Annotated in this window: 12 protein-coding genes and 1 other annotated feature; of the genes, 1 reads left to right on the forward strand and 11 read right to left on the reverse strand. The window is 56.3% G+C overall.

The features are described from left to right. Window positions 1-80 precede the first annotated feature (80 nt). From leuS to fabF, 6 genes are all read right to left on the reverse strand, one after another. Window positions 81-2543, reverse strand: a complete 2463-nt coding sequence (leuS, locus tag AC3Y2E_RS03785; RefSeq protein WP_379207307.1) for a leucine--tRNA ligase — start codon at window positions 2541-2543, stop codon at window positions 81-83. A 136-nt stretch (window positions 2544-2679) separates the two neighbouring features. Continuing rightward, window positions 2680-2944: a binding site (T-box leader), on the reverse strand. Between the two features lie 354 nt (window positions 2945-3298). Then, a complete protein-coding gene (locus AC3Y2E_RS03790) occupies window positions 3299-3541 on the reverse strand; it encodes a hypothetical protein (protein ID WP_379207309.1) in 243 nt (80 codons plus the stop codon). Between the two features lie 294 nt (window positions 3542-3835). Continuing rightward, window positions 3836-4582: a hypothetical protein gene (locus AC3Y2E_RS03795; protein ID WP_379207311.1), complete on the reverse strand. Its 747-nt coding sequence runs from the start codon at window positions 4580-4582 to the stop codon at window positions 3836-3838. Between the two features lie 313 nt (window positions 4583-4895). Beyond that, on the reverse strand, window positions 4896-10157 hold the full coding sequence (locus AC3Y2E_RS03800; protein WP_379207313.1) for an OmpL47-type beta-barrel domain-containing protein: 5262 nt from the start codon (window positions 10155-10157) through the stop codon (window positions 4896-4898). Window positions 10158-10268: 111 nt separating this feature from the next. Next, a complete protein-coding gene (locus AC3Y2E_RS03805) occupies window positions 10269-11618 on the reverse strand; it encodes an ABC transporter substrate-binding protein (protein ID WP_379207315.1) in 1350 nt (449 codons plus the stop codon). Between the two features lie 1159 nt (window positions 11619-12777). Further along, window positions 12778-14022 (reverse strand): beta-ketoacyl-ACP synthase II, encoded by a 1245-nt coding sequence (gene fabF, locus AC3Y2E_RS03810; protein ID WP_379207317.1) that lies wholly within the window; start codon window positions 14020-14022, stop codon window positions 12778-12780. Window positions 14023-14179: 157 nt separating this feature from the next. Between fabF and AC3Y2E_RS03815 the strand changes: the two genes are divergently transcribed. Next, window positions 14180-15025: a helix-turn-helix transcriptional regulator gene (locus AC3Y2E_RS03815; RefSeq protein WP_379207319.1), complete on the forward strand. Its 846-nt coding sequence runs from the start codon at window positions 14180-14182 to the stop codon at window positions 15023-15025. A gap of 221 nt (window positions 15026-15246) precedes the next feature. Here the strand turns inward: AC3Y2E_RS03815 and AC3Y2E_RS03820 are convergent, their stop codons facing one another. The 5 genes from AC3Y2E_RS03820 to glgB form a co-directional block, all read right to left on the reverse strand. After that, window positions 15247-16575 carry an ABC transporter substrate-binding protein gene (locus AC3Y2E_RS03820; protein ID WP_332074187.1) on the reverse strand — a complete coding sequence of 443 codons (1329 nt, stop codon included), beginning with the start codon at window positions 16573-16575 and terminating at the stop codon, window positions 15247-15249. 1047 nt (window positions 16576-17622) lie between these two features. After that, window positions 17623-19053 carry a glycogen synthase GlgA gene (gene glgA, locus AC3Y2E_RS03825; RefSeq protein ID WP_379207322.1) on the reverse strand — a complete coding sequence of 477 codons (1431 nt, stop codon included), beginning with the start codon at window positions 19051-19053 and terminating at the stop codon, window positions 17623-17625. Window positions 19054-19124: 71 nt separating this feature from the next. After that, complete coding sequence (glgD, locus tag AC3Y2E_RS03830; RefSeq protein WP_379207324.1) at window positions 19125-20237, reverse strand: glucose-1-phosphate adenylyltransferase subunit GlgD; 1113 nt, start codon at window positions 20235-20237, stop codon at window positions 19125-19127. Continuing rightward, window positions 20234-21400 carry a glucose-1-phosphate adenylyltransferase gene (locus AC3Y2E_RS03835; RefSeq protein ID WP_379207326.1) on the reverse strand — a complete coding sequence of 389 codons (1167 nt, stop codon included), beginning with the start codon at window positions 21398-21400 and terminating at the stop codon, window positions 20234-20236. Before AC3Y2E_RS03835 ends, glgD begins: the two co-directional genes overlap by 4 nt. 25 nt (window positions 21401-21425) lie before the next feature. Further along, a complete protein-coding gene (glgB, locus tag AC3Y2E_RS03840) occupies window positions 21426-23354 on the reverse strand; it encodes a 1,4-alpha-glucan branching protein GlgB (protein ID WP_379207328.1) in 1929 nt (642 codons plus the stop codon). Window positions 23355-23425: the final 71 nt, after the last annotated feature.

A 23425-nucleotide genomic window follows, 5' to 3' on the forward strand; every position in this document is an offset into this window, starting at 1 on the left:
GGCCCAACGCCTGACGGAACTGCTTGTTCCCTGGCGAAGGCCGGCCGTTCGTTTCACGATCCCGTCCTTATGCTATGAGGTTAGCCGACAACGATGTTGACGAGCTTGCCTTTCACGGCAATCACTTTGCGTACCGTTTTGCCGTTTGTCGCTTCTTTTACTTTATCCAGGCCAAATGCAATTTCCTGCATCGCCGCTTCGTCGATACCGCTCGCGATTTTGACGCGGTCGGCGATCTTGCCGTTGACTTGAACGACGATTTCGACCTCGTCGTCGACCGTCAGCGCTTCGTCGTAAGCCGGCCACTCGGCGTACGTAATCGATTCGTTATGGCCGAGACGCTCCCACAGCTCTTCCGCAAGATGCGGCGCGATCGGCGACAGCATCTGCGCGAAGTGGTTCATCGCTTCCGCCGGCAGCGACTCCGCTTTGTACGCTTCGTTGACGAAGATCATCAACTGGCTGATCGCGGTGTTGAAGCGCAGCGCATCGTAATCCTCGGTTACTTTCTTGATCGTCCGGTGCCACGTGCGGTTGAACGCCTCGCTTCCCGCACCGCCGATTTTCGAATTCAGGCTGCCGTCCTCGTTTACGAACAAACGCCAGATCCGGTTCAGGAACCGGTACGCGCCTTCCACCCCGTTCGTGTTCCAAGGCTTCGTCGCTTCCAGCGGCCCCATGAACATCTCATACAGACGGAGCGTATCCGCGCCGTATTGACCGACGATATCGTCTGGATTGACGACGTTGCCGCGCGACTTGCTCATTTTCTCCATATTCTCGCCGAGGATCATCCCCTGGTTAACGAGCTTGTAGAACGGCTCCTTCGTCGCGACGACGCCCAGGTCGTACAATACTTTATGCCAGAAGCGGGCGTACAGCAGATGAAGCACCGCGTGCTCCGCACCGCCGATATACAGATCGACCGGCAGCCATTCCTTCTGCTTCTCCGGCGAACACAGCTGCTCGCTGTTGTGCGGGTCGATAAACCGCAAATAATACCAGCAGCTTCCCGCCCATTGCGGCATCGTGTTCGTCTCGCGCTTCGCCGGTTTGCCCGTCTCCGGATCGACCGTATTCACCCAATCGGTGACGTTCGCCAGCGGCGATTCTCCCGTACCGGACGGACGGATCTCATCCACTTCCGGCAGCAGCAGCGGCAATTGATCTTCCGGCACCGGCTTCATCGTGCCGTCTTCCAGATGCAGAATCGGAATCGGCTCGCCCCAGTAACGCTGACGGCTGAACAGCCAGTCGCGCAGACGGTACGTCACTTTGCCTTGTCCTTTGCCTTCGGCTTCCAGCCATCCGATCATCTTGGCGATCGCCTGTTCATTGTCCAGGCCGTCGAGCAGACCGGAGTTCACATGCGCGCCGTCGCCGGCGAACGCTTCCTTCGATACGTCTCCGCCTTGCACGACCTCGATGACCGGCAGCACGTACTGCTTGGCGAACTCCCAGTCGCGCTGGTCGTGTCCCGGAACGGCCATAATCGCACCGGTACCGTAGCCGCCGAGCACATAATCGGCGATCCAGACCGGCACCTTGGCTCCGTTCACCGGATTGATCGCATACGCGCCCGTGAAGACGCCGGTTTTTTCCTTCGCCAGATCGGTGCGCTCCAGATCACTCTTCGTTGCCGCTTTGTCCTGGTAAGCTTTGACCGCCGCAGACTGATCCGCAGTCATAATCGCAGCGACCAGCTCATGCTCAGGAGCAAGTACACAGTAGGTGGCTCCGAACAGCGTATCCGGACGCGTCGTGAACACCGTCAGGCTGCGGCCCGCATGACCGTCGATCTCGAAAACTACCTCGGCTCCGGTCGACTTGCCGATCCAGTTGCGCTGCATATCCTTGATGCTTTCCGACCAGTCGAGCTCTTCGAGATCCTCGAGCAGCCGTTCGGCGTATTCGGTAATTTTGAGCACCCATTGGCGCATCGGCTTGCGGATGACCGGATGGTTGCCGCGTTCGCTGAGCCCGTCGATGACTTCCTCGTTCGCCAGCACCGTACCGAGCGCCGGACACCAGTTCACCGGCACTTCCGCTACATAGGCAAGCCCTTTTTTGTACAATTGTATGAAAATCCACTGCGTCCATTTGTAATAATCCGGATCGGTCGTGCTGAGCTCGCGGTCCCAGTCGTACGAGAAGCCGAGCGACTTAATCTGCCGGCGGAAGTTGTCGATATTAACGAACGTAATGTCGCGCGGGTGTTTGCCCGTATCGAGCGCATGCTGCTCGGCAGGAAGACCGAACGCGTCCCAGCCCATCGGATGGAGCACGTTGTACCCTCTCATCCGCTTGTAGCGGGAGACGATATCCGTCGCCGTATACCCTTCCGGATGACCGACGTGCAGCCCGGCCCCGGACGGGTAAGGGAACATGTCGAGCGCGTAAAACTTCGGCTTTTGCGTACTTTCGAGCACCTTGAACGTTTTGTTGCGATCCCAGTACTGCTGCCATTTCGGTTCGACCGCAAGCGGGTTGTAGCCTTGCGTTCCGGTTGGCGTTTGATTGGACGTTTCGTTGATTTGCGTCATCAGCGCTTCCTCCTTGATATGCTTCATTGTGACCGTTGCCGGGCCGCTTATGTAGGCGACGCAGGATCGTTCTGCTGTACCGAACTGCCCGCTCCGGCCTATACAAACCAAAAAACCTCCCGTCGCTAGCGTTATCGCTAGGGACGAGAGGTTGTAATTCCCGTGGTACCACCCTAGTTGACCTCTGCCGTACTTCGGCAGTTGCCCACTCTCCCCCTTAACGCGGGGATACGTTCCGGCTTTCCTTCCCGCCGCACCCTTGTTACGGGGAACTGCGCGATCCGGGTTATGCCGTCGGCTCCGAGGCGAGTTCGTTCATCCCATTTACCGGCTTGCACCTCTACCACCGGCTCTCTGCGCAAAATGAGAATCAAACTACTGCTCCTCTTCCATGCCTGTAATCGATATGGAACTTTCAAATATTATAAAGGCAAACGTGCGGGAAGTCAAGCGCGCCGAATTTGAACTGTCCTACCGAATGAACATCTCGCGAAGGTCAGTTGCATGTCTACACATCATCTGCAGCTTCAATCGGTTAACTGACTTTCCCCTAATAGAGAGTACTGGGACAAAGGGTTGGAGTTGTCCGATTGAGGCTCTAGCGGCTAGCAGGAAACATTCGTTGTGACGCAACTTCGGCTTGCGAGTAGAAAGAAGCCGTCAACTTACCTTCAAACACTAAGACTGAGTTTACACGTAGGATATCGCGTCTGCCTCCCCGAAGGATCGTTCCGAATCCTGTTGAATCTGCATCGTTACCGTGGCTCCATTATAGTCATAATGCGTTTCATTATATCTGCAGGCAATAAGTACCTTTTATTTTCGTAAACGAGGATTGTTCCTTCCGTTGTTTCTTGCTGTATTTTCATTTCCGCACGCTTTTGCCTGTTGTTATACGGCATCCCTTCTGCCGATGTTAAAAAAACTAGACAATATTTCGTTGGCATTTCTGCTTTATCGCTCGGATCTGCTTGAGCTATGGACAGTTCATCAATCATATTCTGAATCTTCTCCAAATCAGTGGTTTGGTATCGTAACTCTCTTTCTCCAGTAATATCGTTAATTTTGTAGAGTTCAACTAGATCCAAATAATCGAACTGGGTATGGAAGACGCGATTCAATGTTTGTTCAGTTTTCGACTTTAGTGGCGAGGAGTCGGTGCAGCCAAATAGCAGCACGGAAACTAGCAAAATCCCAAGTAGCCGATAGATTCTGATCACCTCTAAAATAGTTGGACTCCCCCACCGAAGGGGGCGGAATTTGTATCACGCACAGATTCGGTGGGGGATTGATTAGCAATAGTATTGATGCCACCAGGCAACATATAAAGCCCAACCTGGATGCGGCCAGAAATAGGCATGTATTTCAGGATTTGGCTCATTTTCTTGACGTATGACCCTATAGGTATCATCAGTATTAGTTGCAATTACCATCTGATTTCTAAATACACAATTTAAACAATCCTTAAATTCAACACACTTTGTAAAATCTCTAGCTGGATTTTCAGCTTCGCCTCCTCCCGCATACGCAGCAGTTCTATGATATCCGCTATTTGTTGCAAAATTCTGTGCTGAAGTTAAATCTGTGCTGGCAATCATGACTTCTCTTGCTGGACAATCGTCAGGATCCTCGTTATTTCCGGGTCTACAGGTAAGAATTCCACCTCTCGGGCTATAATCGAGAGATTCAGATTGATTGTTGGTTCTGTCAGTTGCCAGCGAGAGAAAATAGTTTTTGAATTCTTCAGAAATTTCTATATCCAGTATTGACTCGCCGCTTAAAGTTCTAATAATAATTTGATTTTGAGCATTGAAGTACTTTTCTGCGACAAGAATCGCCTCATTTGATACTCCTGCTTTTTTAGCTGCATTCTTATCTATAGTTGCTATGTTTCTTGTATCCAACGTAACATTTCGACTTATTTCATTCAAGTAATTATGTATCGCTTTTCCATCAGAAAAATTAACTTTTACAGAGTTATCTGGATTCTGTGCATAAACACTTGATCCCACGATAGATGCAATAAGTACTACGAACAACAATAAACTTAACCCTGAATTTCTTTATTTCTACAATATAAATTAGTCTATATTTTCCGTGTTCGCATCCGGATGGATGAAACTCCAAAGAGCCACGACTATCCTTCAGTAGCCGCATTGACTCACTTCGAGCGCCGTTCATTTCATCCTGCTACCGTGCCACCCTGCGGGCATGGACATCTTAGTTTTCAGACCTATTTTTCAAACTTCCCCCACGGTTTCTAGACAATTAAATAAGCAGCAAAAGAGCTTTCCTGTGAACGGGAAGCTCCTTTGCTATTCCTACTAGTTTTTTAAGGTTACACCCGCTCCGTCACCGCCTATAAGGCCCCGCCTTGATCACTTTCACGGAGTACGTTTTGAGGGTCGTGCCGTCCTCGGCCGTAACCTGGATCGTGACTTGATTCGCCCCGTTCTTCAACGCAGCCGGCATACTCGCGGTTCCGCTCGGGACGACCGAGTAGCCGCCGTCGTTGACCTTCACGCGGATGACCGCTTCGCCGGATTGCGCCGCAGGCGTTAGGGTGATGTGCTGGACGTGCCGCCCGACGTGGACGGTATAGTTCGTGTCCTGCGGTTTGAACCCGGCCACCTTTTTATCCAGAATCCGAATCCCGCTTAAATTCGCGTTGCTGCTTACAGGCTCGGAGAAACGAAACCGGTTGGAGCGCACCTCCGCCTGATTGCCCAGCTTGTCTGTTGCCCGGATATGAAGATACCAGTCGCCCGACCGTAACAGCTTGCGAATCGTCCTGCCGTTGTTCACTTTCTTCCACCCGGCAGCCGGAACGTTCTCGTCCCGTGTCCAGGCGTAAGACAGGCTTGATGGCATCAACCCGCTGCCCGGATCGGTCACATTCACTTTTATGGAAGCAAGGCGGGTGGACAACTCGCTGCCGTTCGGGGTCAGCTCGACGGACGGCGCCGTACGGTCGATCCGGATGATCAGCTCATTCACGAGCCTGTTCCCCGCCTCGTCCTCGGCCCGGAACCGGATCGAATGAATCCCGTCTTCATGGAACACCGGCGGGCTGGAAGCAGTGTAAGGCTGCCACGACAACCCTTGATCGAGCGAATAAGTGACGGACGTTACCCGCAGTCCTTGCTGATGCTCCGCATACACGGCCGCCGTTACGCTATGACGGGTCCATTCGCCGCTGTTGTACGGCGTGCCGTCGGCTTGTCGGAGCAGCGCGTGCACCGCCAGTCCGTTCGTGGAAATTTTGATCGTCCGCCGCTCCAGCGCCACATTCCCGGCTTCGTCGGCCGCCCGTACGGCCAGCTCGAAAATCCCGTTCGGATCGAAGCGGACCGGCTCGCCGTATACGCTCCATGTAACCCCGCCGTCCCGCGAAACTTCCAGAGAAGCGAGTCCGCTAAGCTCATCCTGTGCATACACATGGGCGGTGACGTTTTGGTTCGTCCACGTATCGTTTGCGTAGGGACGGCCGTCGCCCGTTGTCAGCGAAACCGTTATTTCCGGAGGTATGCGGTCTTGCGGCTCCGCGGGCATCACGGTGACGAGGTTTTGCATCCACTCGGCGGGATAAGCGAGCTGATGCCATTTCTCCACCTTCACTTTGTCCCCAAGCTCGCCCCGTATCGATTGGCCGCCGGCCGCGCGTCCTTTCCAATTGTTGAATATATAGACGCCGTCGTAACCCGCCTCGTATAATTGGTGCGCCCGCTCCATATACTGCTGCTTGCTCACCTGCTCGTGACCGGTCGCGACCCGGATGCCGCGTTTGATCAGCTCTTCCTGCTGCCGGGTCAGATCGCTTCCGGAGAGCGTTCCGTTAATGTTGCCGTACAGCTCGATCCCCGTTCCCTCGGTCAGCTGCCTGAACGCCTCCAGCTCCGGAAAAAAGTTCTCGTGGCCGATATTGCTGACGACAAGACGATCGATCAAATCTTCCTGAACCCAAGTCTCGATGTCCAGACCGTACTGGAAATAGACGTCATAAGGGATGCGTACCGATATTTGGCTGCCCGCCAGCTGCTGGCGCACATCGCGCATAAAGCCGGTCATCACGTCCGCCTTGAACTGGTTCCATCGGGTCTGGCCGGCCGGCGTCGTCTCGTCTTGCGGTTTTACGCCATATTGCTGGAAGTAAGGATCGGTCAGAACGGGATCAAAGCCAAGCACGTAAGGATATCGGCTGTAATCGAGCTCGACGCCCTTCACCAGCTTCCGGCCGTCTCCGCCGGTTACCGAAGCGGCTTCCTTCAGCACATCGATCACGAACTGCCTGAACTCCGGGTACGCGTAGCTCATCCGGATATCCGGCGTGCCGTCGCTTTTCCGCTGCAAATATCCTTTCCCGGCAAATTCGTCGTACCGCGCCCCGTTCAGCCATGGATACGAATTCTGGTTATAAAAAGCGCTCATCCGTAAGGAAGCGAACGCGTCCATACCGAGTTCATCCGCCCGGTTCGCCACGATTGCAAGCGGATCTTTTCCCGCGTCGATGTAACCGAGCACGACGTCCCGGACCCGCTTATCCCCGTCGCGCATCAATGTCTGCTCCTGCTGCGGAGTCAGATTCGCATACGGGCGGCCCGCCGCTTCGCTGTCCCGCAAAATCAGCATCGTCGTGCCAAGCGTCCAATAGAGGGAGTTCACGTCCTGATCCTCGAAAAAATTGACCGCATTGTTCAGCAAGCTCTGCTCCGTATCGTACTGGCCGGAAAAATAGTCGCTGTAGCCGTCGTTGTTATAAATGACACGTTTGCCCGCCGCTCCTTCATCAGGCTTCGTATACAGCGCGATCTCCTCCGGAGTGAGCGCCTTCAGCTTCACATACGCAATTCTCGCCTGCTTGCCGGATATCGGAGACAACGACACCGTACCGCCGCTGAAGTTCGACGCAAGTGCAAACACTTCCGCTATCGCTTTGCTGCCGTATGGCTCTCCCGCCGTAACGCCGTCCAGAACGATCGGCCGGGAACCGGTGCCGACCGACACGGTCAATCCTTCCGTTCCTGTCACATAGCCGACGTATACGCCATACCAGCCGTTCAGCTTCACCGGCAGCTCCAGCGTCCCGGCTTCGTTCGTGCTCTCGATCGCCAGTCCGCCGCTAGGGAGCCCCTCATACTGGTAACTCGCCAGCTTCCAGCCGGCCTGCCAGGGGAACTTACCGGCCGCGTCTTTGGCTTGGTCTATATCGTCGAATACGTACACTTCGCCGGGAACCGCCTCCGCTTCCTCGTCCGGCAGCAGCAGAGAGACGGACGAGTATACGTCCAGCTTTTGCGTAGCTTCACTCTTCACCTGGTTGCCGTCCTTGAGTTTCAGCACCAGATCCATCCAGCCGGTCCGGCCGCCGGCTGCGAGCGTAAGCGGCACCGTATGGTCGTTTACAGCTTGCACGGTCTGCATCATGACCTGTCCGTCCTGCACCAGCTCGGCCTCAACCGTCAGCCTGTTCGTAGAAAACCATAACGGATCGGCGTCGAAGATCGAGACAGAAGCCGATATTTCCGCCGAATCCGATGTCGGCAATACCGTCACGCCTGCGATGAGCGGCTGAAACTCACCCCATACCGGCAGCCTGTTTTTGCTCAGCTTGATCCTGTCGAGATATACCGTGGTCTCCCCGGCGGCTTCCGACGCCCGATTGACAAACGATACCCGGTCCGGCCCTTGAGCGGGCACGCCGGAACCGGTCCAGATCCCGAGCTTGCTTCCGTTGCGCGTCACGAGCAATCGGCCGTGCAAATCGTAGGCGATCCCCCAGTTGTCAAAATACGTATCGGACACTAAATTCGTCTGGATCCGGTCATACGTTCCGTCGCCTTTGCTTACATACAGATTGTTGCCGCCGTTGAAGACTAGCCGGTATATCTTCCCGCCGGCGACGACTTCGGCCTGAAATCCCGGTTCGGCTGACGGTGTATCCGGCTGGACGAGCGAAGCGATCCTCGCGTCGAATACGAGCGCCCACGGCCCCGCCCCGATATCGGCTTCCTGCGACAACCGGGCTTCGCCTGCTGTGGACGAATCGGCGTAAGATAAATACCGTCCTTCTTCTACGGGTTCCATCCCTTCGACCGAACCGTTCGTTTGTTCATGATCGGTAAAATACGCTCCGGCAGCGGGAGGATCGGCCGTCCAGCCGGCCGCCGGAAATCCGGACGCATCGTCCTCGATCAGCAGATCGGGGTCGCCGATCGCCATCTTGTACAGCTTCACGTAGTCGAGATACATTTCGTTTGTCCCCGACACCCAGTTGAGCGGCACGTTGGCGATCTGAATCCGGTCGGAGATTCCCGCAGCGGATGTCGCAGGCTGCACGAAGGTCGCGACTATCATTCCGTCCAGCTTGACATACACCGTATCCGAACCGTTAAAGACGATTTCCCATTTGTGGAACGCATCGTCCTGCGGCATTTGCACCTGTTTCTGGGTCGAGGCGTTGGCCATAATTTTGTCCGTATCGTTAAACGTAATCTTGTACCTTTTCTCGGCGGCATATATGTCAAAATAGATGCCTCGGTCCGCATGGTTGGCGGAAGGCTTCATCAGATCGACGAACCGGGCGGAAAACTCCAGCGTCCACGGTCCGGGGCCGATCGGCACCGTTTTCAATAGTCGCACGTATTTCCCTTGAACGCTCGCTTGCTGATCCCCGTAAAACAAATACTGCCCTTCAGGAACCGCTTTCATTTGTATACCGTTCGGGTTGCCCAGCGAGTTCCCGGCATCGGTTATGTACAAACCCTGGAGCGGAGCGAGCGATCTGGACCAGCCGGCAGTGCCCAGGGACGATGCGTCGTCGTTGATTAACAGGTCGGTCGGAACCGATTGTCCGTGCGAATACATATTCAAGGAATCGATGTACACCTCGTTCGTACCGGATAACCAGTTCAGCGGAGCGTTCAATATAACGAGTTCGTCCTCGCGCCCCGATACGGGAAACCCGATATTGGGGAAGCTTGCCACCGGTTGTCCGTCCAGCTTTACCGTCACCGTATAGTTTCCATCGTATGCGATCTCCCATCCATGAAAGGCGTCATCTTCCGGCATAGCCGCTTCTTGCTGGAGATACGCGCCCGACGCATTCGTCATCGCGAGAATTTTGTTCGTATCGTTAAATGTAATTTTGTACTCTTTGCCGGCTGCGAAAATTTCGAAGCTGATCCCGCGGTAGACAGGGGATTGGCCCGGCTTCATCAGATCGACGAACTTGGCCGAGAACTCCAGCGTCCATGCGCCCGGACCGATCGGCATCTTTTTGGATATCGTCGTGTACCGCGATGCAGCGCTTGCCGTCTGATCGCCGTACAGGAGGTATTGCCCCGGTTGCACCGGCTTCGTCGGGGTCTGGTTCGGATTGCCCAGCGAATGGGACGAGTCGATGATGTATACGCCGGCTTCGGGCGGAATTCTTCGGCTCCATCCCGCAGCCTGCAGGCTGGAACCGTCGTCGGCGAACCGTAATTCGCTTCCTTCCGGCGGCGCGGCCATGGCGGAGTTTCCGTTTCCGCCAGATGTGACTACAGGCAGCATTTCCGCGAGGAGGAAGACGATGATCAGCAGGCTGATCGTTTTGCGCCAATGGGTAGAGAACATGCGGGCACCTCAATTCCTATTTTTTGATCCGGCATCGATACAGAAGAAAGGACAGGCGACTGTACATAAGCCCCTGTCCTCGAGTCCCGTTTTCCGCTTTACTGTCCTGGCTTATTTTTTTGCCGCTTTCAGCTCTTCGATCTTTTTGTTGGCCGCTTCGGTCGCTTCGCGGAACGCCGTATTGATGTCGGCTTTACCCGTTACGACTTTTCTGAAAATGTTGTACAGCTCGTTCTGGGCGCTGGCGGTATATTCCGAGAACGGCTCCGCCGGTACCGGCGAAAATTGTTTCGGCAGCAGGGCGCCGACGTTTTTGCCTTTGTAAAACGCCGAATCCTGTCCGAACAGCTTCACGCTCGATTTGTCGCTAAGGACCGGCAGCAGGCTCCCTTGCTTCGCGGCCGCCGTCTGGAATTCCGCCGAGGTCAGATAAGCCATCGCCTCGAAGGCCGCCTCCTTGTGCTTGCTCGTATTAAACATCGAGATGATGAACGGATACGCCTGGGAGCCGACGCCCGGCTTCTCTTTCATCGACGGGAACGATGTAAAATCCCAGTTGTTGCCGAGTCCCGCAAGCGTTTCTTCGCCAAGCAGCGTGCCGCCCGGTTCAAGCATCGCGACGGTTTGCTCTTTGAGGAACAGCTGCACGCTGGTATCATGCACCTTCTGATCGTTTCCGTAGCCGGGGAGCTCGAAGATCCGGAAAATGTCTTTCAGGTAGTTTTTAAATTCGCTCGTATCGAAGGCAGCCTTCTCCCCCGTGTTGTCGAACAGTTTCTGCGAAACTTGATTCAATCTCATCAAATGGACGTACGAAGCCAGAAAGCCGCGGTACTGGACTCCGTTATCGTTGCGGGTCAGCTTCTTGGACATCTCGTACAAGTCGTCCCACGTCATCCCGTCCTTCGGGTAAGCGACGCCGAATTTATCGAAAATCGTTTTGTTGTAGTAGAGCACGTTAGGCGCCATGTAAATCGGAAGGCTGAAAATTTCGTTTTTCGTCGACAGACTGCGGACAACCCCGAGTGCGGCCGGGTCCAGTTGATTCAGGTCGTAATTATATTGTTTGATGAGCGGAGTCAAATCAAATTGCGATTCGTATTTCCGGATCGTCGTTTCAAAGCCCGGACCCGGGGTTGTCATGATCAGATCCGGCAGCGTCCCGCTCACCACCATCTCCTCGAGCTGCTTCCCGTTTTTGTAACCGATCGCTTTCACCTTAATATGCGGATATTTTTTCGTGACCGGTTCGGCAAACACTTTCGCCGTCTGTTCTTCCGTCCACGTTCCGTTGTAATGGAAGATCGAGATTTCGACAGGCTCCTTCGGCTTGGGCTGCACGTTTTCCTTGACGTCTCCGGAATTGCCCGGATTGGCCGGAGCACTCTGCCCTCCGCACGCTGCCAGCGAAGAAACGGCGACAATAACTGCAAGACCTGATATAACACGCTGCTTGAACATAAACGAAAACCCTCCCGGTATGAATAATATGCTTTCTGTTCATAAGGGGCCGCCCTCGGTAAGAGTCGGCATCCGTTACTGCGGTAAAACCCCCTGAGTCTAATAAGAGAACGCAACTTCCGATCCGCGCAAGCCCTGAATCGCCGCCCAAGCGGGTTCAGGCATTTGCTTCCTGTATGACCTGAGCCGGGGTTCGTTCACCTCCTCTCCATACTTTCTCCGCCGCTGTTCTGGGGGGGAACGCTCGCTTCCCGAACGGCCTATTTGAGCTCTCGCCGGTTGTTCGTTTATTGGCTTGCGAACTCAAGACCACGCACAATGTAAGCGTTGTCATTTCCTTGAAAAATAGCCTTTCTGCGGATAAGCATCCCATTTGCAGAGCTTGCCAGCGGCGTTGCAGGCGTAGTAAAGGTCCCGACAGTAAGCCGGTTCCAAAGCGATGATGCCGATCTCTAGCTGCGTTTACGGGTTCATGCCAAAAGCGGAGGTTGTGAGGCGAATCGATGACGGTCCGTTGGGGTGTGCCCGAGCCGTTGGCCCAGACTTCCCTGAAAGGCTTCGTTGAATTTTGGTACTATGGTATGACCACTTCTTCGAGATAAAATTTGAACGATTATAATATGTACGATGGTCATACCATAATACGTTGCTACTTGCTATCATATACGTTTCGGAGAGGAACGTCAATACACTTGTTGCAATAAATCTTTCTGCCCGTTCGTCGACGTTTCCGTCAAGCATACGGTGGGACGCCGCCCCTTCTTCTTCTCGCTGCAGAAGCAAAAAGTTGGCGGTCTTCAAAATCGAATGCCTGCCAACAAGCAGGAATCCTCATCAAAATAACGGCTGAACGGGCAACTTCGAGGCTGTCGATTCAATGTGGACAACCTGTTTGAGCAGAAGAAGGTAACTTTTCACTTGGAACGCCCTGCTATCACTTCTACTCAATGAATCGACAGCCTCAACTTCCTGCGTTATGGCAGGAAGTTGCCCCCAAACCGATCAAAACCGCTCACCAAGGAACTTCGTCGTCGCCCGCCGGCGGGAGCGGGGACGCGGGGCGGACCGGCTTGTCGAAAAAATGCGTTCGTCTTGGAACACCCCGGCCGTAGGTTTCGGCTCTCCTCCCAATCGGCTGTCACCCGCGAAGCTTGCCTGTTTATCGCTCGTACTTGCGGATCGCGATCACCGCATTATGCCCGCCGAAGCCGAACGAATTCGACAGGCCGACCCGAACCTCGCAAGCCCTCGCCCGGTTCGGCACGTAATCGAGATCGCATTCCGGGTCCGGACGATCCAGATTCAGAGTCGGCGGAATGATTCCGTCCTGAATCATTTTCACCAATGCGACCGCTTCGACGCCTCCCGCCGCGCCGAGCATATGGCCGAGCATCGATTTGTTCGCAGTTACCGGAATCCGTCCGGCTCCGGCGCCGAACAGTCGCTTGATCGCCCTCGTCTCGGACAGGTCCCCGAGCGGCGTGCTCGTCGCGTGGGCGCTGATCACATCGACTTCCTCCAGGCGCAAACCCGCGTCCGCAAGCGTCTCCCGCATCGCCCGGAAAGCGCCATCGCCGTCCGGATCGGTCGCCACGACGTGATAGGCGTCGGAGCTGGAGCCGTATCCGACGACCTCGGCGTGGATTCGCGCACCGCGCCGTATCGCATGATCCAGCGACTCCAGCACGAGCACGCCGGCCCCCTCAGACGCTACGAACCCGTCACGCTCCGCGTCGAACGGCCGGCTGGCCCGTTCCGGCTCTTCGTTCCGCGTCGACATGGCAGTCGCGTTGCCGAAGCCGGCCAGCGCCAAATCAATGAGCGTCGCTTCCGCTCCGCCGGCGATAACGGCGTCCGCTCCCCCGCGGCGAATGAGATGGAACGCTTCGCCGATCGCGTTATTGCCGGTCGCGCATGCCGTTACCGGGGCCAGCACCGGTCCCTTCAGCCCGTACAGGATGCTGACCTGCGCGGCCGCCATGTTCGCAATCATCATCGGCACGACCGACGGACTCACTCTTCCCGGCCCCCGCTCGAGCAGCGTCCGGTAATTGTCCAGCATCGTCCGGATGCCTCCGATTCCGGAGCCGATATACACCCCGATCCTTTCCTTGTCGGCCGACTCCAGCGACATCGCCGCATCGTCGAGCGCCTGCTTCGCGGCCGCTACCGCGAATTGGACGAACCGGTCCATCCGGCGCGCTTCCTTCCGGCCGATCGTTTCGTCCGCGTCAAAATCACGGATGATTCCGGCAATTTTCGTCTTGTAGGCAGAGACGTCAAACGTATCGATCGCGGAAATGGCCGACTTGCCGGCCCGCATCGCCGACCACATCATATCCACCGTAAGACCGAGCGGTGTGATGACGCCCATTCCCGTTATAACTACCCGATTGCTGTTCATTCGCACTCATTCCTTCCTGAGTAGAACCGGCCGGCATTGGCTGATGGCCGCTGCACGACCTCTTATCCATAGAATGTCACAGGATTTATCCTATTACAAGTTATAGGTTATCCTAGTATAATAGATGCTAGGATAACCTATACACGGGAGGCACGTTATGAACCGCGACCAAAGACTTCAGGCGTTGTCCGAATTTTTGACGACACACCGGGCCAGACTTCAGCCGCAATCGGCCGGATTGCCTTCGGGAGGCCGGAGAAGAACGCCGGGGCTTAGGCGGGAGGAAGTGGCGCAGATCGCCGGCGTCAGCACGACCTGGTACACATGGCTCGAGCAGGGACGGGACATTAAAATGTCCGCGCAAGTGCTCGACCGGATCGCTTTCGCCCTGCAATTCAACGAGGAAGAGCGCAAATATTTGCATATGCTCGCCTTGGAGCAGCCGGCTGCGGCACCGCCTCCCGAACCCGAGCCGGGACTGCCGCCCGCGCTTAGCCAAATCGTCGGTCAGCTTCGCTACTGTCCTACGATCGTCTCTGACCGCAAATGCAACATCGTCGGCTGGAACCGGGCCGCCGCGGCCGTCTTTATGAATTTCGAGCAGGTGCCGCCCGGGGAACGCAACCTGATCTGGCTGCTGTTCACCCGCAAGGAGCTGCGCGCTCTGGCGGTGAACTGGGACGATTTCGTACGGGGGTTTCTGGCCATATTCCGCTACTATTACGGCCAATACGTAGGCGACAAATGGTATGCCGATTTTATCGAGAGGCTGAGCGGGCAGAACGGGGAGTTTCGAAGGTTATGGGACATTAACGATGTCAGCTCGGCTCCAGAGGTGTTCATCGAATTTCGTCACGCGAAGGCGGGCAAAATGTTGTTCGACCTCACGTCCATGCAGGTGCAGGGCCGTACCGACTTGCGCTGCAGCGTGTATACGCCATCGGTCGGGTCCGATACGGAATCGAAGATGAAACGGCTGATGAGCCGGCTCGGCGAGGAATAATCCCCGCCGCGGCCGGCTCCCATCCATACCCGTGTACGCTTAAGGATAACTCGGTTTCCGCGGCGGAGCCTTGAGAGTCCGTGACGTGCACCTTAAAGCCGTTTGTGACATGACGGATAACCGCAATACCGCCCCAATCGACCCAAGCCTGAAACGCTTCGCGGCCATACCGGTCCGGTAGCCGCGCGGCGAGCGCACCGAATCCGTTTCCGGTTTACCGTTTACGGTACGACAATTTCCTTGTTCGCCTTCTCTTCGGCGTTGCGCAGCGCCGTATTGATGTCGGTGGCGTCGATCACGACACTTTTGGTCACTTCCCCGATCAGCAGGGCGTTGATTTTCGCGTCATATTTGGACGCATCCGGAAGCGGCGAAGGCGAGACTTTAAAGATCGACTGCAAGTTTTTCCCTTTATAAATCTCGCTTTCCTCGCCGTACACTTTACGGATCTCGCTATTCGTCAGAATCGAGAGACGGCCGGCTTTGCTAAGCTTCGTCTGCACCCCTTCACTGATCAGACTGAGCAGCACTTGATAAGCCGCTTCCTTGTGCTTGCCCGACTTGTTGACGACCGCCATGTGGTAATCGACCTCTTTGCCGAGACCCGGCTTGTCGCTGTAGCCCGGATGTGCGACGATATCCCATTTGAACGCGTCCTTCGTCTCCGCCCTGGTGAAAAACGTGATGATCGCCGACACCCAGTTCGGATACATCGCCATCCGCTGCTCCTTGAAAAACAGGTCGACCGAGTGGCTGTATTTCCCGCCTTCCACGTACCCGGGAATTGTATAAAACTGCTTCAGCATCGAGAACACCTGGGCATGCTTGTCGGTAGTGAGCACCGATTTGTTTTTCGACTTGTCGAATACCGGCACGCCGTATTGCCAGTACAATTGTCTCAGATCGGGCGGCATAATGCCGATATAGTTCGTGCCTCCGTCGACGCGGGTTAATTTTTTGCCGAGCTCCAGAGCTTCTTCGTAAGTCATGACTTCCTTCGGATAGGCGATGCCGAACTTGTCGAATATATCTTTGTTGTACACCATCGCACCATAATTCATCGCGAACGGCATTCCGTAAAACGCCTTCTGGTCGCCGAGCCGCTCCGTCTGCTGAACGACCGCCTGTTCCATCGAGCTGAGATTCACTTTGTGCGTTTTGATCATTTGCGTCAAATCTTCGGGGATATCGGCCTCGAGCACGGTGCCCAGTCCGGCGTTGCTGACCAGCACGATGTCGGGGGGCGTTCCCGCCGCCAGAAGCTTATCCAGCGTCTCACGGGTTTGCACGAGAGTGATTTGGGGGTATTTGGCTTTGAGCGGTTCGACGAAAAACTTCTGAAACTGCTCGTCTGTCGTGCCCGAGTTGATATCCTGAATGAGCAGCTCGGCCGGGCCTCCCTTGTATTCGCTTACATTTGTTTCAACGGGATTGCTTGCTGCCGGAGCCGCCTGTTCCGGCTCCTTCTCCTGCCCTTGACTGCACGCAGCAGCCAAAGCTCCCGCCACCGCAACGGACAACGCAACCGATGCAAAACGTAATCTGATCATCCGAATCCCCTACTTTCGATTTTGATGAACGCGCTTACATTTCATGAAAAAACGAATATACGGGTACATTGTTACATACCCTCCATCTCCATGCTTGCCATTTACTTGCATCCGCTGGACATTTTATGAGGTATCGGCCGACCGGGTCGCCTCCTTCCCAATCGTGCCGCGTCTCGTGCGGACAAGCGGCGGGATGCGGCTTGCGGGCTGATCAGCCAGCGGATAATCGTAACGCCTGTCCGCGCCCGCCGACCGCCCCTCCGGAAAGCAACTATAAAAAGGGCTGTCCCGGAAGGATTCTCCTGACAGGGGGATGTCTCCACTTTTAAACGAAAGGACTTCAATTTCCACGATATGTGGAGACTGAAGTCCTTTTTCTTGAGGAAAACCGGTTCCAAGAGGATGTTTCAAAAAGCCCACTTTTGATCACGAAGCCGATCAGGAAGCGTGCTCGACATCGAATATAGAATTCAGCCGGAACTTCCGGTGCTCACAAAAGCTCCCACTACGCTCCGCTCCTCATTTCCTAGCTTCATCCCATCTTCTCGGTGCTGATAACCGGACTTTTTGAACTCGCACTTGAAGTGAGCCTCGCGAAATCGTGAAAAAACTTTAAATCGTGAAAAAAACTTTGGAGACTCCTTCGGTCTTGGTCTTCAAACCCATACGACAGCCCGTCGGAAGGAAAAGGGTGCGACTCCAACCGCTGTTCAAGTCGTGTTGTCTTCATGCGGTGGTATGGCTAACGAACCCAGCAGTCGTTATCGGAGCCGAATGCGGACGTTTGAATTTGTAACGAACTCTTGTAATGTTATTCCCCGCAAATTGGATCGTTTTTTTCCGCTTTCGGTTCGATAACGATACCTGGATTCGTTAAGTCTGCACAAACGTCGCTTTTCAGCCATAAGCACGATACGATTCGTTAGTCATCGATCGAACCTGAATATACGTTCTCTAACGTCAAGTAAGGGAACCCCGTCCCTTCCTTTCACTTTGGCACGGTAAAGAACCTAAACGTTCTGGCAGATGGACAAAAGACCAGCCGGTCTATCCCTTCAACAACTCCCGGTACAGATCCGCATAACGTCCGGCAGACGTTTCCCAGCCGATGTCCGACAACTCCCCGTTGCGCACGATCCGCTCCCATGCTTCCCGGTCCCGGTAAAACGACAGCGCCCGCCGCACCGTATACGCCAAATCATGGGCGGCCGCCGGCCCGAAGCTGAAGCCATTCCCTTTTCCCGTATATTCGTTGTAGGACTGTACCGTATCGCGCAGCCCCCCGGTTTCCCGTACGATCGGCAACGTTCCATAACGCAGCGAGATCAGTTGACTGAGCCCGCACGGCTCGAACAGTGACGGCATCAGAAACAGGTCCGAACCGGCATAGATCCGCCGCGCCAGCCCTTCGTCAAAGCGAAGCCGCACGGCCAGCCGGCCCGGGTAGGCAGCGGCCCCGTCGAGCAGCATCCGCTCATAGCGGGCGTCGCCGGAGCCGAGTACGGCAAGCTGCACATCCTCGGCCATCAGAGCGGGCAGCGCCTCGCCGATCAGCTCAAGCCCCTTCTGGGCGACCAGCCGGGAGACGATGCCGATGACAGGGACCTCTTCGTCCGGCAGAAGCCCCAGCTCCTGCTGGAGCGGCCGCTTATTGAGCCGCTTGCCGCCGGACGAGCGCAAATACGGCGCAGCCAGGTGCGGATCGCCGGCGGGATCGTAACTGCTTGTATCTATGCCATTGACGATGCCGGTCAAATCTCCGGCCCGCTGCCGGAGCAGTCCGTCCAGCCTTTCCCCGTATTCGGGGCTCTGAATTTCCGCCGCATAGGAAGGACTGACGGTCGTCAGCTTGTCCGCGTAGCGGATCCCCGCTTTCATGCAGCTTCCCGCACCGTAAAACTCCAAGCCATCCTGTCCGAACATGTCGTCTCCGGCCCCGAGCAGATCTTGCAGAAGCTCCCGTCCGAACACGCCCTGATAATGCAGATTATGAATCGTAAATACGGTGCGGATGCTGCGGAACTGCGGAAGATACGAATACCGGGTGCGCAGCAGAAAGGGCACGAGACCGGTTTGCCAGTCATGGCAGTGGAGCACATCCGGCAGCCGGTCGCACCTTGCCATCACCTCCAGAACCGCCATGCTGAAAAAGACGAATCGTTCCGCTTCGTCTCCATAACCGTACAGCTGGTCGCGCTTGAAATAGGTCTCGTTATCGATCAGCAGAAAACGCACTCCGTCCACAGTCAGCTCCTCCAGCCCGCAATAGACGGAACGCCAGCCGAGCGACACGCGGAAATGTCCGCGCGGGACGCTGGACGCTGTATAGGAAGCCGGAATCGCCCCGTATTTCGGCAATACGACCGTGACGTCGATCCCGAGCGAGCCCAGCGCTTTGGGCAGTGCCCCCGCAACGTCGGCCAGCCCTCCCGTCTTCACGAGCGGCGCCGCCTCCGAGGCTACGAACCAGACGTTCATGGAATCCCTCCTCCGTATACCGGCAGCCGCCGCGTAATAATGGTCCGCGGCGGCCCGGCGGCCGATCCGATTCAGATGACGTTCCGCTTGCCCGCGACAAATGGCGTGCCCGCCGAACCCTTGAGCCCTTGAAACGGACGGATGCTCACTTCTTTGTCGAGGATGCAGTTTTCCAACGAACCGCTTGCCCCGACAATCCCGTTCTGCATAATAATACAGTTGCTGATAACGGCCCCTTCGCGGATTTTGACGCCGCGGAACAAGATGCTGCCGTACACGGTGCCTTCAATCTCGCAGCCGTTGGCGATCAGCGAATGCGCCACCTCGGAGCCGCGGCGGTAGCGGGCCGGCGGCTCGTCCTTCACCTTCGTATAGACCGGCCCCGGCCGCTGGAACAGCTCGTTCCACACTTCGGGCTGGAGCAGCTCCATATTGTGCCGGTAATAGGCCGGGATCGTATTAACGACGCCGAGTACGCCGTCGTGCATGTAAGCGTGTACGTTCAGCTCGCCGAGCCGCGACATGACCGCATGTCCGACAAAATGATCGCGCCCTTGGGCAAGCGAGGTGTCAACCAGATTCAGCAGTTGCTCCTTGTGCAGCACGTACATCTCCATCGAGACGACGTCGCTCTCGAGCCGACCGAAATGATCCTGCATATCGAGCACGCGCCCCGCTTCGTCCAGTTTCACCTTCCGGCACAATCCGGGTAGCGGTCCCGGCTCTCTTTTGCAGACGACGGTAATATCCGAGCCCCGTTCCCGATGCTGCTCCAGGACGCGCGTAAAGTCAATATTGCAGACCATATGGCTGCGGGCGATGACGACGTAATCCTGCGAGGTACGCGTAAAATAATCGCGGTGACGGTAAAAATGATACAGATCGCCCCGGCCGAAGTCTGTCTGATTTTCGATCGCCGGCGGCAGCACGAACAGCCCGCTCTGCTTATGATGCAAATCCCAGTTGCTGCCGGAGCCGAGATGGTCCATCAGCGAACGGTATTTCGTATGGGCGAACACGGCGACGTTGGAAATGCCTGAATTCACCATCGAGGACAATACAAAATCGATAAGCCGATACCGGCTGCCGAACGGAACGGTGGCGAGACAGCGGCCCGCGGTCAGCGGTCCCATCTCCTCCTGCTCGTGAATAAGATTGATGACGCCCATCATCAAATGTTTCATACCGGATTCGCCTCCTCATGAGATTGCAGCGTCTCGATCTCCGCCCCGCTCGCCACGACGGCGATCTCGGGCGAATCGTAGCTGCCGATCGTGCACCCTTCGCCTACGACGGCGCCTTCTCCGACGATCGCGCGGATGATCGTCGCTCCTTTGCCGATAACCGCATGGGGCATAATGACCGAATCCTCGATCAGGCAGCCCGCCTCGGCCCGTACCCCGTGGAACAGGACGGAGCGGCTCACGCGTCCTTCCACGACGCAGCCTTCGTTGATCAGCGAGCTTTCCACGCTCGCATATGGCGATATGTACTGGGCCGGGCGGTTCGGATTCACAGAGTAGATGCGCCAAGAACGGTCGTACAGGTCCAGAGCCGGTTTATCTTCGAGCAGATCCATATTCGCCTCCCATAAACTGTCGATCGTGCCGACATCTTTCCAATATCCTTCAAACCGGTGGGAATACAATCGGGAGCCGTTTCGCAGCAGTGCCGGAATGACATCCTTGCCGAAGTCGTTGGAGGAGCCGCTGTCCGACTCATCCTGCAGGAGCGCCTCGCGAAGCGCCCGCCAGGAGAACATGTATACGCCCATGGAGGCCAGGTTGCTCTTCGGCTGTTTCGGTTTTTCGGCGAATTCGACGATCCTTCCGTCTTCGTCGACGCTTAACACGCCGAACCGGCTCGCCTCCTCCCAAGGAACCTGGATGACCGCGATCGTGGCGTCCGCACGGCTTGTTTTATGCGTATGGAGCAGTTCATTGTAATCCATCTTGTAGATGTGGTCCCCCGAGATGATCAGCACGTATTCGGGATCGTACCGCTCGATAAACCGGATATTTTGGGAAATCGCGTTGGCCGTCCCTTTGTACCACACGCCACCCTTCTGCCGGACGAACGGAGGGAGCACATGCATCCCGCCCTCCCGCCGGTCGAGCCCCCACGGAGTGCCGATGCCGAGATACCGGTTCAGCACGAGCGGCTGGTATTGGGTCAGCACGCCAACCGTCTCGATCCCGGAATTGACGCAATTGCTGAGCGTAAAATCGATGATCCGGTATTTCCCTCCAAAATGGACCGCAGGCTTGGCCAAATCTTTCGTCAATACGCCCAGCCGGCGTCCTTCCCCTCCGGCCAGCAGCATGGCGATGCATTCGTTACGTCGCATATATATCGATTCTCCTCTCGGGGGGTTATTGGTTCATTTTGCGCTGCCTGCCAGCGGACCGGAGCGGCTCAAGCAGGATAAAGGCGAGCGGCGGCACGTTCAGCGTCAAGCTGACGGGCTGTCCGTTCCGTTTCGTCCGCTCCGTCTTGACCAAAGGCCAAGCGGCGGTCGTGCGGCCGCCGTATTCGGCGGCGTCGCTGTTGATTAACATCCGGTAAGCCGGCGCAGCCGGTACGCCGATCCGGAAATCGGAATAAGCGCGGCCCGAGAAGTTGCATACGGCCACTACATGGCGCCCCTCCTCCCGGCTGTACCGGACGAACGAGAGGACGCTCTGCTCGGCATTATCGGGATCGATCCAGCGGAACCCTTCCGGGGAATGGTCCAGCTCCCAGAGCGGAGGAAGAGAAGCGTACACCTCGCTCATCCTGTGCATATACCGGTTCACGGCAGCGTGCAGCGGGTAATCGAGCAGCATCCAGTCCAGTCCGGCGTCGTCCTTCCATTCGTCGAATTGGCCGTATTCGCCGCCCATGAACAGCAGCTTTTTACCGGGAAAACAAAACCAGTACCCGTAAAACAGCCGCAAATTTGCAAACTTTTCTTCATAAGCGCCAGGCATTTTGTGCAGGAGCGACCGTTTGCCGTGCACGACCTCGTCGTGGGAAAGCGGCAGGATGTAGTTTTCGGAATAGGCGTACATCATTGGAAACGTCGTCAGGTTGTGGCAGGCCGGACGATCCGCGGGATCGGTCCCCATATAGCGGAGCATGTCGTTCATCCAGCCCATATTCCACTTGTAGTTGAAGCCGAGGCCGCCCTTGTAGGTCGGCGACGTGACGCCCGGCCAAGCCGACGAATCCTCGGCGATCATCAGACTGTCCGGATAGTGGCCGAACACCGTTTCGTTCAGCCGGCGCAAGAAATCGAGCGCCTCCAGATGCTCGGTTCCGCCATGGCGGTTCCACGTCCGTATCCCGTCCGGCTTGTCGAAATGCAAATCGATCATGCTGGCGACCGCGTCCACCCGGAAGCCGTCGATATGATAAACGTCGAGCCAAAACAAGGCGTTCGACAAAAGAAAGCTTTGTACCTCGGGCTTGCCGAAGTGAAAGGCGAGCGTTCCCCAGTTCGGCTTCTCCGCCCGTCTCGGATCGGAATCCTCGTACAGCGGGGTACCGTCGAACAGCCGGAGTCCGTGATCGTCTTTGCAGAAATGGCCGGGCACCCAGTCGAGCAGGACGCCGATCCCTCTCTGATGGCAGCGGTCCACAAGCAGCTTCAGTCCTTCGGGCGGGCCATAACGGCTGGTAGCCGAGTAATACCCGGTCGCCTGATAGCCCCACGACCGGTCGAGCGGATGCTCGGTCAGCGGCAGCAGTTCGATATGGGTATAGCCGATCGAGCAGACGTAGTCTACCAATTCATCAGCCAACTGCGCATACGTCCGGAACTGTTCGGGCGCTTCGAGCCTCCACGAGCCGAGATGCACTTCATAGATAAGCATCGGGCGTTCGTACGGCGGATGCTGCTGTTTGTGCTGCAACCATTGCTCGTCCCGCCACTCGTAGCCGTCCAGCCGGGCGACGACCGAAGCCGTTCCGGGACGCAGCTCCGACTGGAACGCGAACGGATCGGCCTTGAGCCGTTTTCGTCCTTCCGCGTCGATCAGCTCGTATTTGTACAGCGCGCCTTCGCCGACGTCCGCGGCAAAGCCGGTCCACACGCCCGTCGTCCCGGCGGGGGTCAGCGGATGGTTCGTGCCGTCCCAGCCGTTAAACTCCCCCGCGACCCGCACCTCCAGCGCGTTCGGAGCCCATACGGCAAAGGCTGTGCCGCCTTGTCCGTCCAGCTCGCACAGATGAGCGCCGAAGCTCCGGTATGCCCGAAGCAGTTGGCCTTGATTGAATAAATAGAGATCGTCCGGCGAAACGTAAGGGGATCTAGTAATCATGCAGAACAAGCAACCTCCTTTTACTTCACAATCGCCGTCTTGTTGACCCGGTTATCGGGAAAGGGGCTTAT

The organism is Paenibacillus sp. MAH-35 (genome assembly GCF_058135425.1).